This is a genomic window from Pantoea nemavictus, from assembly GCF_037479095.1.
Lineage (GTDB): Bacteria > Pseudomonadota > Gammaproteobacteria > Enterobacterales > Enterobacteriaceae > Pantoea > Pantoea nemavictus.
Genome location: NZ_JBBGZW010000001.1, coordinates 3502549 through 3519466, shown reverse-complemented (window position 1 = coordinate 3519466; position 16918 = coordinate 3502549). Strand labels below are relative to the sequence as shown.

The 16918-nt window shown below is 58.7% G+C and carries 17 protein-coding genes; 2 read left to right on the top strand and 15 right to left on the bottom strand.

Annotation, left to right across the window (positions count from 1 at the left end; genetic code table 11):
* Window positions 1–96: 96 nt before the first annotated feature.
* The gene (gene ybiO / locus WH298_RS16145; protein ID WP_180823325.1) at window positions 97–2373 is read left to right on the top strand and encodes a mechanosensitive channel protein; all 2277 of its coding nucleotides are present in this window, start codon (window positions 97–99) and stop codon (window positions 2371–2373) included.
* Window positions 2374–2375: 2 nt separating this feature from the next.
* On the opposite strand, the gene rlmF is transcribed toward ybiO, so the two are convergent.
* The 7 genes from rlmF to WH298_RS16110 all read right to left on the bottom strand — a co-directional run bounded on the left by rlmF (window position 2376) and on the right by WH298_RS16110 (window position 7786).
* The gene (rlmF, locus tag WH298_RS16140) at window positions 2376–3302 is read right to left on the bottom strand and encodes a 23S rRNA (adenine(1618)-N(6))-methyltransferase RlmF (RefSeq protein ID WP_049850976.1); all 927 of its coding nucleotides are present in this window, start codon (window positions 3300–3302) and stop codon (window positions 2376–2378) included.
* A 79-nt stretch (window positions 3303–3381) separates the two neighbouring features.
* Window positions 3382–3615 carry a hypothetical protein gene (locus WH298_RS16135; RefSeq protein WP_180823324.1) on the bottom strand — a complete coding sequence of 78 codons (234 nt, stop codon included), beginning with the start codon at window positions 3613–3615 and terminating at the stop codon, window positions 3382–3384.
* Window positions 3564–3776, bottom strand: coding sequence for a hypothetical protein (locus tag WH298_RS16130; protein WP_180823323.1), 213 nt, complete (start codon window positions 3774–3776; stop codon window positions 3564–3566). The genes WH298_RS16135 and WH298_RS16130 overlap by 52 nt, the downstream gene beginning before the upstream one ends.
* A 16-nt stretch (window positions 3777–3792) precedes the next feature.
* Window positions 3793–4668, bottom strand: coding sequence for an efflux RND transporter periplasmic adaptor subunit (locus tag WH298_RS16125; protein WP_180823322.1), 876 nt, complete (start codon window positions 4666–4668; stop codon window positions 3793–3795).
* Between the two features lie 37 nt (window positions 4669–4705).
* Window positions 4706–4900 carry a DUF1656 domain-containing protein gene (locus tag WH298_RS16120; RefSeq protein ID WP_180823321.1) on the bottom strand — a complete coding sequence of 65 codons (195 nt, stop codon included), beginning with the start codon at window positions 4898–4900 and terminating at the stop codon, window positions 4706–4708.
* Window positions 4890–6770: an FUSC family protein gene (locus WH298_RS16115; protein WP_180823320.1), complete on the bottom strand. Its 1881-nt coding sequence runs from the start codon at window positions 6768–6770 to the stop codon at window positions 4890–4892. Before WH298_RS16115 ends, WH298_RS16120 begins: the two co-directional genes overlap by 11 nt.
* Before the next feature lie 110 nt (window positions 6771–6880).
* Window positions 6881–7786, bottom strand: coding sequence for a LysR family transcriptional regulator (locus WH298_RS16110; protein ID WP_180823319.1), 906 nt, complete (start codon window positions 7784–7786; stop codon window positions 6881–6883).
* A 152-nt stretch (window positions 7787–7938) separates the two neighbouring features.
* On the opposite strand from WH298_RS16110, the gene WH298_RS16105 reads away from it, so the two are divergent.
* Window positions 7939–8571 (top strand): flavin reductase family protein, encoded by a 633-nt coding sequence (locus tag WH298_RS16105; RefSeq protein ID WP_007887758.1) that lies wholly within the window; start codon window positions 7939–7941, stop codon window positions 8569–8571.
* A 108-nt stretch (window positions 8572–8679) separates the two neighbouring features.
* Here WH298_RS16105 and WH298_RS16100 read toward each other — a convergent pair whose 3' ends face one another.
* The 8 genes from WH298_RS16100 to hutI all read right to left on the bottom strand — a co-directional run bounded on the left by WH298_RS16100 (window position 8680) and on the right by hutI (window position 16888).
* Window positions 8680–10167, bottom strand: coding sequence for an HAL/PAL/TAL family ammonia-lyase (locus tag WH298_RS16100; protein WP_180823318.1), 1488 nt, complete (start codon window positions 10165–10167; stop codon window positions 8680–8682).
* Window positions 10164–10958: an ABC transporter ATP-binding protein gene (locus tag WH298_RS16095; RefSeq protein ID WP_049850971.1), complete on the bottom strand. Its 795-nt coding sequence runs from the start codon at window positions 10956–10958 to the stop codon at window positions 10164–10166. The genes WH298_RS16100 and WH298_RS16095 overlap by 4 nt, the downstream gene beginning before the upstream one ends.
* Window position 10959: 1 nt before the next feature.
* Entirely contained in the window at window positions 10960–11688 is a 729-nt protein-coding gene (locus WH298_RS16090; RefSeq protein ID WP_007887768.1) for an ABC transporter permease, read from the bottom strand.
* Between the two features lie 11 nt (window positions 11689–11699).
* Window positions 11700–12419: an ABC transporter permease gene (locus WH298_RS16085; RefSeq protein WP_036620519.1), complete on the bottom strand. Its 720-nt coding sequence runs from the start codon at window positions 12417–12419 to the stop codon at window positions 11700–11702.
* 12 nt (window positions 12420–12431) lie between these two features.
* Complete coding sequence (locus WH298_RS16080) at window positions 12432–13283, bottom strand: transporter substrate-binding domain-containing protein (RefSeq protein ID WP_007887773.1); 852 nt, start codon at window positions 13281–13283, stop codon at window positions 12432–12434.
* A 316-nt stretch (window positions 13284–13599) separates the two neighbouring features.
* Window positions 13600–14583 carry an IS110 family RNA-guided transposase gene (locus WH298_RS16075; protein ID WP_180822033.1) on the bottom strand — a complete coding sequence of 328 codons (984 nt, stop codon included), beginning with the start codon at window positions 14581–14583 and terminating at the stop codon, window positions 13600–13602.
* A 299-nt stretch (window positions 14584–14882) separates the two neighbouring features.
* The gene (gene hutG / locus WH298_RS16070; protein WP_180823317.1) at window positions 14883–15674 is read right to left on the bottom strand and encodes an N-formylglutamate deformylase; all 792 of its coding nucleotides are present in this window, start codon (window positions 15672–15674) and stop codon (window positions 14883–14885) included.
* Entirely contained in the window at window positions 15671–16888 is a 1218-nt protein-coding gene (gene hutI / locus WH298_RS16065) for an imidazolonepropionase (protein WP_180823316.1), read from the bottom strand. Before hutI ends, hutG begins: the two co-directional genes overlap by 4 nt.
* Window positions 16889–16918 lie beyond the last annotated feature (30 nt).

Here is a 16918-nt window from a genome sequence, read left to right as displayed (position 1 = left end):
TCCTCACCACCCCACACACAAATCAATTTTCCTTTCAGAATCTGTACCTTCCATCACTGACTATACTTCCCTCTTGTGCCGTTCAAGGAGAAAGCGATGTTGTCTGCCAGCCCACCCGGTCGTGCCACCCTGTGGTTACTCTTCAGTTTGCTCACCCTGTTTCTCATGCCTTCGGCGCAGGCGGTTAATCTGCCTCAGGCCGCCGTGGCAGCACAGCAGTCACAAACGCCAGCCAGCAGCAGCAGCGCGGAAGGTGAACCCAGCGTAGAAGAGAAAAAAGCCGCCTACGCCGCGCTGGCCAATATTCTGGATAACAACGCTTCACGTCAGGAATTGATCGATCAGTTACGCCAGGCCGCTAACAGTAAATCCACCAGCGAACAGCCGGTGCTCGCCCCACCGCAGGCGGATCAGGAAGATCCTACGGTGCTGGAGAGCGTCACCAACGTCACGCGTCAATATGGCGGCGCGGTGGCCTCACAGTTTGTGAAGTTACATGACAACATCACCAACGCGCCGCACAAAGCCTTCAACCAGCAAACCTTTCTCAATGCGCTGAAATACTTTGCCGGCCTCGCCGCCGCGGTGTTTGCCTTTTACTGGCTGACGCGCCGCATGATGTGGCCGGTGTGGCGGCGCATGGGGCGCTGGGGACGCCAGCAAAACCTTGAGCGCACCAAGTGGCTGCATCTGCCCGCCACTATCTTCATGGCGTTTATTCTTGATATTTTGCTGCTGGCGCTGACGCTGTTTGTCGGCCAGATCATCAGCGACAACTATCACAACGGCAACCGCACCATCGCCTATCAGCAAGGGCTATTCCTCAACGCCTTTGCGCTCATTGAATTCTTTAAAGCGGTACTGCGCCTGATATTCTGCCCGCGTTTCCCCGCGCTGCGCTTCTTCCACTTACCGGATGCGCGCGCCAGCTACTGGAACACACGTTTAAGCTGGCTGAGCGGCATTATTGGCTACGGCTTATTAGTGGTGGTGCCCATTGTTTCTAATCAGGTCAATATTCAGGTGGCTGCGCTGGTTAATATGCTGATCATGGGGATCATGACCGGGTGGGCACTGTGGCTGATTTTCCGCAACAAAAACAACATCCATCACGAACTGTCGCGCCTCGCCGATCGCAGCATGAGTTTCTTTGCGCTGTTCATCCGCGCCTTCGGTATGGTGTGGCACTGGCTGGCCAGCGCCTACTTTATCGCGCTGTTCCTGTTCTCGATCTTCAATCCCGGCGACAGCCTGAAGTTTATGATGTCCGCCACGGTGCGCAGCCTGGCCATCGTCGTCATCGCCGCGCTGATTTCCGGCATGCTCACGCGCTGGATCGGCAAGACCGTTACGCTCTCACCGGATATGCGCCGCAACTATCCCGAGCTGCAAAAGCGCGTCAATGATTGGATAAAAGCGCTGCTAAAACTGGCGCGCGTAGTCACGGTATTCGCCACGCTGCTGTTACTGCTCAACGCATGGAATCTGTTTGATCTTTGGCATTGGCTGACCCTCGGTGCCGGACAGAAAATGGTGGATGTGCTGATTCGCATCGTGATGATTGTGCTGCTATCGGCGGTAGGCTGGACGCTGCTGGCCAGTTTGATCGAAAGCCGTCTGGCGTCAGATTCGCACGGTCGTCCGATGCCCAGCGCACGCACCCGCACGCTGCTGACGCTGTTCCGTAATGCGCTGGCGGTGGTGATTAGCACCATCACCATTATGATTTTGCTGTCGGAAGTCGGGGTCAACATTGCGCCGCTGCTGGCCGGTGCCGGTGCACTCGGCCTGGCAGTGTCATTCGGCTCACAAACGCTGGTGAAAGATATCATTACTGGCATCTTTATCCAGTTTGAGAACGGCATGAACACCGGCGATCTGGTAACGATTGGCCCGATCACTGGCACAGTGGAGCGCATGTCCATTCGCTCGGTGGGCGTACGCCAGGATACCGGCGCCTATCACATTATTCCGTGGTCATCGATCACCACTTTCGCCAACTTTGTGCGCGGTATCGGCTCGTTCGTCGCCAACTATGATGTGGATCGCAGTGAAGACACCGAACGCGTTAACGCGACGCTGCAAGGTGCGGTGCAGGAACTGCTGGAGAATCCGGACATTCGCGGCATGGTGATTGGCGAGCCGAGCTTTGCAGGACTGGTGGGCTTAACCAATCAATCCTTTACCGTGCGCGTCTCCTTCACCACCCAGCCGCTGAAACAGTGGACGGTGCGCTTTGCGCTGGACGACAAGGTGAAGAAGCATTTTGATGCGGCTGGCATTAAAGCACCGCACCAAACGGTGGAAGTGATGCAAACCGGCAGCGATATCACGTCCGCTGCCAGTTTACCGGCGCTACCGCCAGCGCAATAAACTCAGCGTTTCAGCCGCTTAGCGCGTGTCGCTGGCGGCTGGAACGTCCAGGCGATAAAGCGGCTCTGCTTCTGCCCCTGCGCCATTTCGATGATGCGCACTTCATAAGCGTCCAGATCGCGCAACTGGTCACGCAGCGCCGGCAAGTTCTCTTTGCGTGACACCAGCGAGGTGAACCACACAATGTTGTCTGAGTGCGCCACGCTTTCATCAATCATCTGACCGACGAACTTGCGCTCGCCGCCATCGCACCACAGTTCGCTGTGATGACCACCAAAATTGAGCGGTGCGTTTTTGCCTAAGCCCAGATTACGCGTTTTGCGCTGGCCAACAGTGGCCGCTTCTTGCGCGGAGGAGTGGAACGGCGGGTTACACAACACCGCATGATAGCGTTCGTTCTTGTGCACCACGCCGGCGAAAATGGCAGCGGCATCCTTTTGACGGCGCAAACGCACGCCGCGCTGCAAGCCCGGATTGCTCGCTACAATCTGCCCTGCGGCAGTAATCGCTTCGGCGGTGATATCGGTGCCGGTGAAGCGCCAGCCATATTCGGCGTTGCCAATCAGCGGATAGATGCAGTTCGCGCCGCAGCCGATATCCATCACATCTAAATCGCGCGGGATCACGCCTCCGTTGTCGCTCGCCAGCAGATCGGCCAGCGCGTGCACGTAATCAGCACGGCCCGGAACCGGCGGCGTCAGGTAGCCTGCCGGCAGCTGCCAGTTAAGGTTGTAGAACAGTTTCAACAGGGCCTGATTCAGCAGCATAACCGCTTCAGGATCGGCGAAATCCACCGACAACTCACCGTAGCCGTTGGGACGCACTTTCACCGCCAGCGGCGGATGGGCTGCGGTCAGAGCAGCAAAATCATAACGGCCCTGGTGGCGGTTACGCGGATGGAAAGGTGACGTGGCGGCTGGCTTGTTCATAGTTTCTCCGGAAAATAGCGCGGGCGTAAGATACCCCGCTGCGCGCGTAAAAGAAATTATCAGCCGCCGTTTTTTGCCATTATTTCTGTGCGCGAGCCAGCCATTGCTGCATCTGCGCCAGGGCATAAGTGCGTGAACTCACCACCTGATGCGGAATGCCGAACATTTTGCGCATCTTACGCAGTTCCGCACAGCGCGACGCCTCACTCTCAATACTCAGCATTCCTTTGCAGCGTTGACTCAGCAGTTGGCGATGGCGAATCAGCCAGTCACCGCGTTGCCGCCGATCGGCCTCGGTCTCTTCAACGCGCATGTGATCATAGACCACCACAAACGGCGCCCTTGCTGTAGCAGCGCCAGCATCTCCGCTTCCCATTGGCTGGCGTAACCCGGCAGCACGGCCTGCTGGTTAAGGCACACCAGCGGAAAAGCCTGAATATCATAAACGGTAAAATCCTGGGGATTTAACGACATACAACCTCCTGATTGATTAAAGCCAGCGCGCCAGCAACGCTGTCAGACGTCCGCGGGCGCGCGTGTTACCCGCCACCGCAATGCTGCAGCTCATGCCAGCCGTGAGTAATTTATCCTGCGGTAGCGCCTCGAGTTCGATGCGCACCGGAATGCGCTGCGCCAGGCGAATCCAGCTAAAGGTGGCTTCTACGCCGGGCAAACCCTGTTCATCCACCTGCTGATTGGTGTCGCTGATGCCATGGCCAAAGCTGGCAACGCGGCCGCTAAGCGTTTGGCTGTCGCCCATCAGATGAATATCAACGCGATCGCCAATATGCATGGCGTGTAGTTTGGTTTCTTCGAAGTAGCCGGTAACCCAGAAGCTGTGCGCATCCACCAGCGCCACATCCGGTGTGCCTGCCACCGCATAATCTCCCGCCTGTAAGCGCAGATGGGTTACATAGCCATCCACCGGTGCGCGCACCGTGGCACGTTGTAGATTGAGCTGCGAGAGAGCCAGCGCTGCGATCGCCTGCTGCTGTTGCGCCTCCGCCACCAGCAATGCCTCGCGCGCACGTTGTACCTCCTCAGCGGCCATCAGCGCCGCCATTTGCCGCCGCCGCTGCGCCTCATCGCGCTTTTGCTGCAGCGTGGCGTTGGCCTCCCGCAGCTGAGCTTCAGCCTGTGCCACCGCAAGCTGGAAGCGCAGTGGATCAATCACAAACAGCGTGGTACCGCGCGCCACAAACTGGTTATCCGCCACCGGCACCGTCTGCACCGTGCCGGAAACCTCCGGGGCAATGCGAATCACCTGCGCACTGACGCGACCATCGCGTGTCCAGGGCGCCAGCACGTAGGCCCGCCACAGAGCGATTGCCAGCCAGATTGCGACGGCCACCACCAGCAGCGTCATGACCATCCTGAGGGACGACTTCCATGAGAAAACTGAATCAGACATAGAGAATTAACACCGCCAGTAAGAGAAAAGACAAAGCAAATTCGAACAGCGCCGGATGCCAGACCCAATGCAGCACACCACAGCGCACCAGCAGCGCACGTGCAGCAAGGAATAGCGGGAAAGTGGCACAGAGATAGATAAAGAAAGGCGGCAGATAGATGCCGGCAATCGACACTTCACTTAACATGCGCATCCCCTCCCTGCTGCGGCGAGAAGTAGTCAGCATGCTGCTGCAATAGCTGCGCGAGGGCGCTAAAACCGGCCGCTAAAGTCGCATCACCGCGCAGCAAACGTGCCGTGCGTTGAGCGTGCTTCGCCGCCTGGAGCGGGTTACCCGCGCGACGTGCAATACGCTGTTGTGCCGTGACAATTTGCGATCGCCACGGCGAATCGATTGCCAGCGCGCGTAAACGCAGCACTTCACGCCCCAGCTGCAGGCTGGCTAAGCCCTGCAGCAGCGCAAGATCCTGTGCTTGCGGTTGGGTGCGCAGCAGCGCCCCCAGTTGCGCCAGCCGATGCTGCTGCTGTTGCTGCCAGCGCAGCGGTTTCGCCGCTTTTCCCGCCAGCAACGCCAGACTGTTGAGCCGAATCCGCGCCCGCAGTCTCTGCACATGACGCGCCGGGTTACGTGGCATCAACTTAAACGCCAGCAGCGTTAACGCCGTGCCGGTCAGCCACGCCAGCGACCAGTTAAGAAACTGCGTAACGTCATACACCATGGGGTTACTGGCCGCCGTTAAGGTGTTAAACCCCACCAGATACGCCAACCCGCTCAGAATATGTTGCGGATAGCTGGTGGCATAAATACCCGGCAACCAAAACAGGCTCAGCACCAGCAGCAACAGCGGTAGACCATTAATCAACGGCAGCACCAGAAAGGCGCAGATCAGCGCCATCGGCAGCGCATACAGCGTGCCACGCAAAAACTGTTGTGCACCGGCGGCAGGCTGAGGAGATGCGGAGAGCAAGGCGCAATAAGGCGCAATGATCAGCAGCATAATATCGCCCGCAGGCCAGCCGCTGCCCAACCACAGCAGCGATGCCGCCAGTAGCGTTAAGGTGGCACGTAATCCATTGCGCCGTGCACCGCTCCAGTCACGATGAAAACTCGGCGCGACCAGGCGCGGTGATGAAGAGGTGTAGGGCAGATAGCTAAGCACCTGGACTACGCGTTGCATGGCGTCAATGTGCGTCTGAGGCTGCGTTTCATCAGCACGCGCGTCTAGCAGTAGATGCCGCGCCGTAGGCAATCCCGCCCGGCCCTGCGCCAGCGCATCGGCGACACGTTGCCAGATCGCCGCTGGCTGACTGACGCCGCTCGCCACCATCTCACCCAGCGCATCCATGGCTTGCTGGATGGAGCGGCTATGCTGCGCAAGCGTGACGGACTCCTGGCGGGCTGCTGCCAGCAAATCGTCAACGCTGTAGATTTCGCTCATCAGTCGATGCTGGGCCGCCGGCGGGCCTTGCATAGCCAGTAGCGTGGCGGTTTGCTGCGTTAAACGCAGCAGCAGCGCGTCCAGTTTGCTGCTTAAGGTGCGGCGACTAAACAGTGCCGTCACCAGCCCAAGTGACACCACCCCAATCGCCACCGTCGAGGCGCGGCCCACCGCGTGTGCAAAAGCCAGATCGGGATGCTGCATCGCCCCAAGGGTTGCCAGGCCAATGGTGTAACCCGCCACCGCCGCGCCCGAGGCGCGAAAGTGGCGCAGCACGCTCATCGCCATTACGCACACGCCGAGCCACAGGCTCTCTGCCAGCATAAATAGCCACGGAAGCTGGGCAAACGCGGCCATCAATGCCAGCGCCACCACCATGCCAACCAGCGTGCCGATCAGGCGCCATTTACCTTTGCCCAGCACCGCGCCCTGCACCGGATTGAGCACCAGCAACACGGTGGTCGCCGCCGAATAGGGCATGTCCAGTTCCAGCGCGTAAGCCACCACCAGCGCCAGGTTGGCGGCGATTAACGAACGCAGAATATAGGTCGCGCGCGGCGTGGTTAAATCGCACTGCGACACGAACCGGTGGGCAAATGAGAGAGTGCGGGACTGCATGGAGAATCCTCAACCGTGAAAGTTGGGCTCACTGTAGGGAAAGGAATCCATGCGTAAAAGTGACGATTGTTAAATTGATGAGTGCGTCAAACGCACGGATTAAGCAATATTCAGCCGTCGTTGCTGCATAACTGGCGGATGGTCTGACGCAACCAGCGATGTGCCGCATCCTGCTGGAAGCGCGGATGCCAGGCCTGCGTTAACAGCACTGTCTCGAGCGGCACCGGCAGCTCAAAGGTGCGCACGCGCATGCCGGCACTCACCGCGCTGCGCGCCAGATGCTCCGGCAGTGGTAATAACAGGTTAGAATCCTGCAGGGCGAAGATCGCGCTATAGGGTGTGGCCACAATCAGCGATATCTGACGCTGCAATCCCTGCTGCTCCAGTGCGCTATCAATCGGTCCCGTGGCTTTGCCGCGACGTGAAATGCTGATATGTCCCCAGCGCGTCAGCTGTTCGGGGGAGATATCCCCAGCAAAAATCGGATGGTCGTGGCGCGCCAGCCCAACAAACCGGGTGGTAAACAGCGGCTGCACGCGAATTTCAGGACCAAGCTGGCGCGCCGCGCTGATAAACAGATCGACGCGGCCGCTGCGCAGTAGCTCCACGTCCACATCATCCTCTTCCGGCGCAAAGTGCAGCAGCGCGCGAGGCATCTCCTGCGCCATGACTTCCAGCAAACGCCCGGAATAGAAGCCGGTGAAAGTATCATTGGCGCGCACATTGAAGCGGCGATCCAGCCCCACCAGCGGCACATTTTCGCCCTGCGTGAGCACCTGCGTGGCCTGTTCAACCGCTGCACGCACCTGCTCACGCAGCGCCAGCGCGCGTGGCGTGGGCACCAGCTTGCGTCCCGCCTGGACAAAAACCGGATCGCCCAGGGTGTCGCGAATCCGCCCGAGCGTGCGGCTCATCGCCGGTGCGCTGAGGTTCATGCGCCGGGCAGCCGCCGCTACACTGCCCTCTTCCAGCAAAATATCCAGCGCAATTAACAAGTTTAAATCGGGATGTTTCATTGCCACTCCCTGCAACCAGCCAAAAGGTCATACTAGCCGTATTACGAATACGTAAACAACGGGAAGCAATGCGTGCGTTGTACGCAACTACTGGCTATTGCGCTCTAAGCTAACCGGCTAAGATAAAGCTTTGATCATCACCGGGAGCAGAAATGACACGTCAACGTTACTCTTATCAGCCACGCGCTGGACACGGTTTGCCGCACGATCCGCTGAATGCCATCGTCGGTCCACGCCCGATTGGCTGGGTCAGCTCACAGAGCGCCAGCGGCACGCGCAATCTGGCGCCGTACAGCTTCTTTAACTGCTTCAATTATCATCCGCCGATTATTGGTTTTGCCAGCAGCGGCTGGAAAGACAGCGTGCAAAATATCTCGGAGACCAAAGAGTTTGTCTGGAACCTGGCAACGCGTCCGCTGGCCGAAGCGATGAATGAGAGCTCCGCGTCAGTGCCGTCCGATCAGGATGAGTTTGCGCTGGCGGGATTAACGCCATTGGCAGCGTCACACGTCAATGTCAGCATGGTGGCAGAAAGCCCGGTGAATTTTGAGTGTAAGTTGACGCAGCTGATTCAACTGCAGGATGCACAAGGCCATCCGATTGATAGCTGGCTGGTGCTGGGTGAAGCCGTCGCCATCCATATTGATGAGGCGTTGCTGGAGAATGGCATCTACCAAACCGCCAAAGCGCAGCCGATCCTGCGTGCCGGTGGTCCGTCGGCCTATTACGGCATCAGCGAGGAGCTGCGCTTTGATTTGGTGCGCCCGGATGCCCGCCGCAGTTAATGCCTGACACATTTCGTAGCGGCGCAATTTATTGCGCAATGTGTGGATGGGCACGGCGCTGCCATTAATAGGCGCGATAAATCGTGCCGCTACGGATAGTGCGCTTTTTCAGCGCGGATGATAACTTTTCAACACTTCAACCGCGCGCGCAATTTCCGGGGCCAGCCAGCGATCTTCCTGCCAGTTGGCCACCACGGTGCGCAGGCGACGTAATGCCTGCGCCGTGCCTTGCGCCAGCTGATCTTCGCCGTGGAAATCCAGCGCCTGCGCCGCCAGCAGATACTCAATTGCCAGAATCTGCCACACATTGCCCAGCAGCTTCAGCAGCTTGAGCGCCGCACCGGTGCCAAGGCTGAGATGATCTTCCTGCAAACCCGAGGTGACATAGTTATCCAGCACCGCCGGTTGCGCCAGCTGGCGATTCTCTGCGCACAGCGACGCCGCCACATACTGCGCAATCATCATGCCGGAGTTAACGCCCGGCTGTGCCACCAGAAACGCCGGTAAACCGCTCACCAGGGGATTGACCAGGCGATCGAGGCGTCGCTCGGCGATGCTGCCAACTTCCGCCATCGCAATCGCCAGCAGATCCGCCGCCATCGCCACCGATTCACCGTGCGGATTAGCCTGCGACACCACGCGCCAGCTATCCGCTGTGCCGAGCACCAGCGGATTATCGGTACAGGCATTGAGTTCAATGGTGATCTGGCGCGCCGCGTGATCGAACTGATCGCGGCTGGCCCCGTGCACCTGCGGCATCGAACGCAGGCTGAGTGCATCCTGGGTGCGAATGCCAACGCTGGCCGCCAGCAGCGGACTATCGCTCAGCAGTTGACGCAAGCGCTGACCGCTGCGCTGCATGCCCGGGCTGGCTTTCAGCGCGATCACTTCGGCGTCAAAGGCCACCAACTGTCCACGCAGCGCCTCAAAACTCATCGCACCGGTGACATCCGCCCAATCGAGCAAACGCGCGGCATCATCCAGCGCCAGGCAGGACAAGCCCGTCATGCACGGCGTACCGTTCACCAGGCTCAGCCCCTCTTTAGCGCCCGGACGATAGGGTTGCAAACCCGCCAGCGTTAACGCCTGCGCAGCGGGCATCATCTGGTTTTGATACTCAACCTCGCCAACCCCTATCAGCGCCAGGCCGATATGCGCCATATGGCTGAGATAGCCCACCGATCCCTGCGCGGGCACCTGCGGCGTAATCTGCTGATTAAGCAGCGCCAGCAGATGCTGCACCAGCGCCACCGACACGCCGGATTTTCCGTGGCTGTAATTAGCAATGGCCGCACACAGAATGGCGCGCGCCTGTTCACGCGTCAGCACTTGACCCACGCCGCAGGCATGGCTCAGCAGCGTATTACGCGATAGCTGGCTAAGCTGCTCCTCCGGCAGCGTGATATTACACAGCGCGCCCAAGCCGGTATTGATGCCATAGGCAATCTGGCCGCTGGCCACAATCTCATCGACAATCGCGCGACCTTGCGCAATGCGCTGCCAGGCGCTAACGCTCAGGCTTAGCTCCGCATTGTGGCGTGCCACCTGCACCAGTTCCTGCCATGTTAGTGGGCTATCGCCCCACACCACGGTCATGCTGGCTGCTCCACACCGTGGTGGCTGGAGATAAATTGCTTAAAGCGCGGCGATCCCTGCTCGCCAAACATCTCTTCCGGCGCACCCTGACAATCAATAGTGCCCTGATGCATAAACACCACGCGATTGGAGACGTTGCGCGCAAAGCCCATTTCGTGCGTCACCACCAGCATGGTGCGCCCCTCCTCTGCCAGGCTGCGCATCACTTTCAGCACTTCGCCCACCAGTTCCGGATCGAGCGCCGAGGTCGGTTCGTCGAACAGCATGACTTCGGGATCCATTGCCAGCGCGCGGGCAATCGCTACGCGCTGCTGCTGGCCGCCCGACAGCTGCGCCGGATAGAAATCTTTGCGATTCAGCAACCCCACGCGATCGAGCAGCTGCTCCGCCTGCGCGATGCAGCTTTTTTTGTCGCGTTTCAATACGTAGTGCGGGCCTTCGATGACGTTTTGCAGCACCGTCATGTGTGACCACAGATTAAAGCTCTGGAACACCATGCCCAGCCGTGAACGCAGGCGCTCAATCTGTTTTGGGTTGGCCGCCAGCTGATGACCGCGCGCGTGGCGCTTCATCTCAATGGTTTCACCGCCCACGCTCACCACGCCGGCATCCGGCGTTTCCAGCAGGTTGATGCAGCGCAGCAAGGTGCTTTTGCCCGAGCCGCTGGCACCGAGAATTGAGATGACATCGCCTTGATGTGCCTGCAGCGAAATGCCTTTCAGAACTTCCATCGCGCCAAAAGATTTATGGATATCGGTGGCGGATAAGGTAACGGGTGATGTGTGATGCATATTACTCTCCGGCAAGCGGTTTAACGGCGGGCAACGGCTTTTTTGCGGCACGATGCTGCGCACTCAGATGGCGCTCTAACAGCCCGTACAGCTGGACGATAATAAAGTTGAGAATCAGGTAGATGGCCGCCGCGCAGATAAAGACTTCCATGGTGCGATAGGTGCGTTGAATGATCTGCTGCGCCACACCGGTCACGTCCCAAACGGTCACCAGACTGGCTAACGCGGTGGATTTCACCAGCAGGATCGCTTCGGTGGAGTACGCCGGCAGCGCATAGCGCAACATGATCGGCGCAATAATGCGGCGCAGCAGCAGCCAGCGCGACATGCCGCAGGCTAGCCCGGCTTCCACTTGTCCGGCGGGCACGGCCAGCAATGCGCCGCGCAGAATCTCGGCGGTATAGGCCGCGGTGCACAGCGACAGCGCCAGCACCGCACAGATGAACGGCTCGCGCAGGAACGGCCAGACGAAGCTGTGGCGGATCACGCCAAACTGGCCAAGGCCGTAATAGATGAGAAACAGCTGGATCATCAGCGGCGAACCGCGAAACACCAGAATATAGCCGCGCGCAAAGCCGCTTAGCACGCGCCAGCGGCTCATACGCAGTGACAAAATACCGATCGCCAGAATGCCGCCGCAGAGAAAGGCGCTGATAAACAGGCCCAGCGTCACCGGCAGCGCGGCGCTCAGCTTGAGGAAGGTGTCAGAGAGAAAGGCGAAATCGATCATGCTGCTGCTCCTTAATGCTGTGCCGCAGTGCGACTTTGCCACGCACGACCGAGGCGCGACTCTGCCCGGCGAAACGCATGATTAGACAGCAGCGTCAGCACCAGATAACAGGCAGCGCCGACCAGATAGAAGGTGAAGTAATCGCGCGTAGATCCGGCGGCGACCTGGCTGGCGCGCATCAGCTCGACGATGCCGGTGACCGACACCAGCGCCGAGTCTTTCAGGCTCATCTGCCACACATTCGACATGCCCGGCAGCGCATAGCGCACCACCTGCGGCAACAGAATGCGTTGCGCGATACGCCAACGCGGCATGCCTATCGCCACTGCCGCTTCGACTTCGCCTTTGGCCAGCGCCAGACGCGCCGCGCGATACACTTCACCCTGATACGAACCCGAGATGAGCCCGATAGCCAGCGCACCAATCAGGAACGGCGGCGCTTCGATAAAGCCATCCGCGCCAAACATCTGCCCGACCAGCGTAATCAGGCCGGATCCACCAAAATAGAACAGGTAGATCACCAGCAGTTCCGGGATGCCGCGAAACACCACCGAATAGCCTTCACCTAACCAGCGCAGCCAGCGCTGAGGTGATAACTTGGCCGCCGCCACACCGGAACCGACCACCGCACCAATCATCAGCGCCACCAGCGACAGCAGCAGCGTGGTACAGGCGGCGCTCAGGATCAGGCGGCCCCAGCCATCAGCACCAAAACTCAGCAGGCTCATCATCTTTCACCTCACTTACGGGGTTACGTCAGTTTTAAACCACTTCTCACTGAGCTTTTTCACCGTGCCATCGGCCAGCGCGGCATGAATCGCCTCATCCAGCTTGGCTTTCAAATCGTTATCCGCCATGCGCACGCCCATCGCTTCGCCCTCGCCCCAGATCGGGCCGCCGAGCTGCGGGCCGCTGAAGACCAGGTTATTGTTCTCTTTACGCGCCAGCATCGATTGCGCAAAGGTCACATCATCGAATACCGCATCGATACGACCCGATTGCAGATCAAGCATCGCATCCGCCGACGAGGTGTATTCGCGTACGTCGGCATCACCTTTGAAGTACTTATCGATAAACGGCGTGTAGACGGTGCCAGAGGCAATGCCGATGGTTTTGCCCTTCAGCGCCGCTTTCAGCGGGGCAATCGCTGCGTTGATCTCTTTTTCATCGTCATGCAGCTTGATGATGTTGTGATCGGCCGGCAGCAGCGGGCTGTCTTTGGTGGTGATAAAGGTGGCGGGCGTTGAAGCATAAGGCGCGGTGAAGTTGACCACTTTTTTGCGATCTGGCGTGATGACAATCGCATCCATGATCACGTCATATTTACCGGCATTCAGGCCAGCGATCATGCCGTCCCAGTTCTGCACCACCAGCTTGCACTGAATGCCCATGCGCTTGCACAGATCTTCCATCAGTTCAGGTTCAAAGCCGCCTAACTTGCCGCCCGGCAGCGTCAGGTTCCAGGGTTCATAGCTGCCTTCAGTAGCGATAGTGATCGATTTCCACTCTTTCGCCTGTACAGCAACACCGCTGATCATCAGGCTGGCAAACAGGGTCGTGAGGCAAAAACGGCGAATCGGGGCGCGGTACGTCATGCGGCTTCTCCTGGTTATTTATCGAGTTTCTCGGTCTCTGCGGGTGATATTTTTGCAGATGACCTTTCATGTATATACAAGTTAGCGTGCGGCAGATCATTGTCGGCATAAGCTTTTTGTGAGCCAGCCAGTATAAAAAATCATAATCGCTGCGTGGTGTTTACTTGTACATACAACCTAGCAAGCGCTATGCCAAAATGGCAAAGCTGCAGAATCAGGGGGATTGTCACGCAGCGCGATCAATGCTGCACCGTATGGGGGCAGGATGTGCATAGTGGTGGTGCAGAGTAATGAATCGTAGCTACCGTCTTGAACGTCAAGCGGTAGCTACGTAGTTTTCGTTCCACGGCTCTCGTGTTTTAAGCACACCGAAGCAGAGATGGACCAGTTTGCGCATCACCGCTCCCAGCGCCACTTTGGCTGGCTTGCCCTTCGCCATCAGCCTTTCATACAGCGCTCTTACGGGGCGATTCCACCTTGCCGCTACTATCGCGGCCATATACAGCTTCGCTCTCACGTCGGCGGGACCGGTTTTCGACATCCGGGCCAGCCCTCTCACCGAACTGCCTGACGTCTTCTCGACCGGCACCACGCCCAGCCACGCCGCTACCTGACCCGCATTGCGGAACTGGCACGTACGCAGCACCGACAGCATGGTCGTTCCCACTACGCCGCCGATACCTTTTATCGACTCCAGCAGCTTAAGATCATCTTTCAGACCATCATTCTTATCCATGTGGTCGTCAATCAGCGCGTTTATTCGCTTCAGCTCCTTTTCATGCGATTTTTTTGTTCTTTCAAGCGAGTCGGTCACCTCGCCCGCCGTCTGGGTTGAGTTCGCCTTCTCGAGCCTGTTCGTCGCGCGCTGCACATCTTCAACGATGGCGTCACGCAGACGCAGCAGGTCTTTCAGCTTGCGGACTTCCGGTGGCGGCGGAACCCAGGCATCGGGCTGTTTCAGCTCGCCGTAACGGGCCAGCACCCAGGCGTCGACCGCGTCATTTTTGGTCAGGATACCCATTCCGCGGGCAAACTCCCTGACCCGTTGCGGATTGCCGATACAGACCGTCACGGGCGTGTTCCCGTGCAGCCCGTAAGCGACGTTTTCGTGATAGACGCTGGTCGCTTCCATCACCACCATCACCTGCTCTGGCGGGCACTTCTGCTTCTGGAGCCAGTCGCAGATGTCACGTTCTACGCCGACCTGATTTTTGATGGATTTCGTTTTCTTTTTGCCGTTGCCGGGGAACAGGCAGAGGTCGAGTTTGTTTTTGCTGACATCAATACCAAGACAGAACATCGGATATCTCCCTTTCACTTAAACCATCACGCCATCTAGCCTTGTACATACGAAGTCAGAGCTTCTGGTTACCGTTCAGAGTAGTTGCTGGCGTGAAAGGAGAAACGGAGGGCTTAAAGCTACGAAGCAAGATCGGGTCTTAAGCGGCGCAAAAAGCTGCCTCCGTTTCATGTTGCTGGTAGCTAACCAGCAACACATTCAAGATACAAGCGGCGCAATTTATTGCGCCATTTCTGGATGGGCATAATGCCGCCATTAATACGCGCGATAAATCGCGCCGCTACGGTTTGTGCGGAGGGTTAAACGGGTTTACCCGCTTCAATAAACGCCTGCAGCAGCGGTTTTAGCACCTTCTGTAGCTGCCCAGCGCGGTCCTGTTGCCAGGCAAACGGCGGCGTCTCATCCATATAATTAAGCTGCGCCAGCTCCAGCTGCACCGCCTGCACGCCCTGCTCCGGCTGGCCGTAGGCGCGCGTAATATAGCCACCTTTAAAGCGTCCGTTAGCGATCCAGCTGTAATCGTTTTGTGCCGTACAAACCTGTTTAATCGCTTCAATCACCGGCGTTGAACAGCTGGCGCCATCATTGGTGCCGATGTTGAGATCCGGCAAACGCCCGTCAAACAGGCGCGGAATGACGGAGGCGATCGAGTGTGCATCAAACAGCAGCGCGTAACCGTGCTGCGCCTTCAGGCGCGCCAGCTCCTGCTGCAGCTGCTGGTGATACGGCTGCCAGATGGTGTCCAGATAGCCCTGACGCACCTCAGCACTCGGCGTTTTACCCGCGACAAAGGTTGGGCTGCCGTCGAATAACGTTTCCGGATATAAACCGGTGGTCGCCGTGGTGTAGAGCGGTTGATTGTCCGCCGGACGATTGAGGTCAATCACAAAGCGCGAATAGTGGCCAATCAGCACGCTGGCACCCAAATCGCGGACAAAATCGTACAGCAGCGGCAGATGCCAATCGGTGTCCGGCAGGCCGCACGCCGCGTCGCTCAATCCGGCCTCAACTTCTGGCGTTAATTGGGTGCCCGCATGCGGAATGCTAACCAGCAACGGAATCCTGCCGGCGGTGAAATGAAAAGAGGTCATTGCGCTTCTCCACGATAGATAACCTGGCACGGCAATTCGCCGCCCAGCCAGTAAACCAGCTCTGCCGGACGCGCCAGCGGCCAGTGAACAAAATTCGCCACCTTGCCCGCTTCCAGCGAACCGTGCGATTGCGCTAAGCCCAGCGCTTTAGCGCCCCACAGCGTCACGCCAGCCAGCGCCTCTTCCGGCGTCAGACCAAACAGCGTGCAGCCCATATTCAGCATCAGGCGCAGCGATAGCGCCGGTGAGGTGCCCGGATTGGCATCGCTGGCCAGCGCCATCGGCACGCCGTGTTGCCGGAACAGTGCGACCGGCGGACGCTGGGTTTCGCGCAGCAGATAAAACGCGCCCGGCAATAGCACCGCCACGGTGCCGTGCTGTGCCATCGCTTTACAATCCTCTTCAGTCGCATATTCCAGATGATCGGCGGAGAGCGCACCGTAACGCGCCGCCAGCGCCGCGCCGCCCAGCGCGGAAAGCTGCTCGGCATGCAGTTTCACCGGCAAATCTAAGGCTTTAGCGGCATCGAATACCGCGTTGACCTGCTGCGGTGAAAAGGCTAAATGTTCGCAGAATGCATCCACCGCATCCGCCAAACCGTCTGCTTTTACCTGCGGTAACAGGCGTTGGCAGATGATATCGATCCAGCCTTGCGGGTTGTCTTTAAACTCCGGCGGGAAACCGTGCGCGGCTAAACAGGTGGCCTGTACATCGGCGGGCACCGTTTCCGCCAGCTCGCGGATGGCCCGCAGCATCGTGAGCTCGCTGGCTTCATCGAGGCCGTAACCGGATTTGATCTCTACCGTGGTCACGCCTTCCGCCAGCAGACGATCCAGCCGCCAACGCGCGCTTGCCACCAGCTCTTGCTGAGTTGCAGCTCGCGTGGCGCGAACCGTGGAGAGGATGCCGCCGCCCTGCGCCGCAATCTCCGCATAGCTGACGCCATTCAAACGCTGCTCAAACTCCTGGCTGCGATCGCCGCCAAACACCAGATGCGTGTGGCAATCCACTAAACCAGGCGTAATGATGCCGCCGGAAAATTCGTGCTGTTTACGCGGTGCGAAAGCCGGGCAATCGCTGCGTGGCCCCACCCAAATCAGTTTTCCCTGATCGACCGCTAGCGCGCCGTCGGCAATCAGATTGTAGTGTCCGTCACGCATCGTAACGATGTCGGCCCCCAGCCACAGGCTGTCGATCTGCTTCGCTTCTGCCATCACACTCCCCTTCACGTTCGGCGATTTACA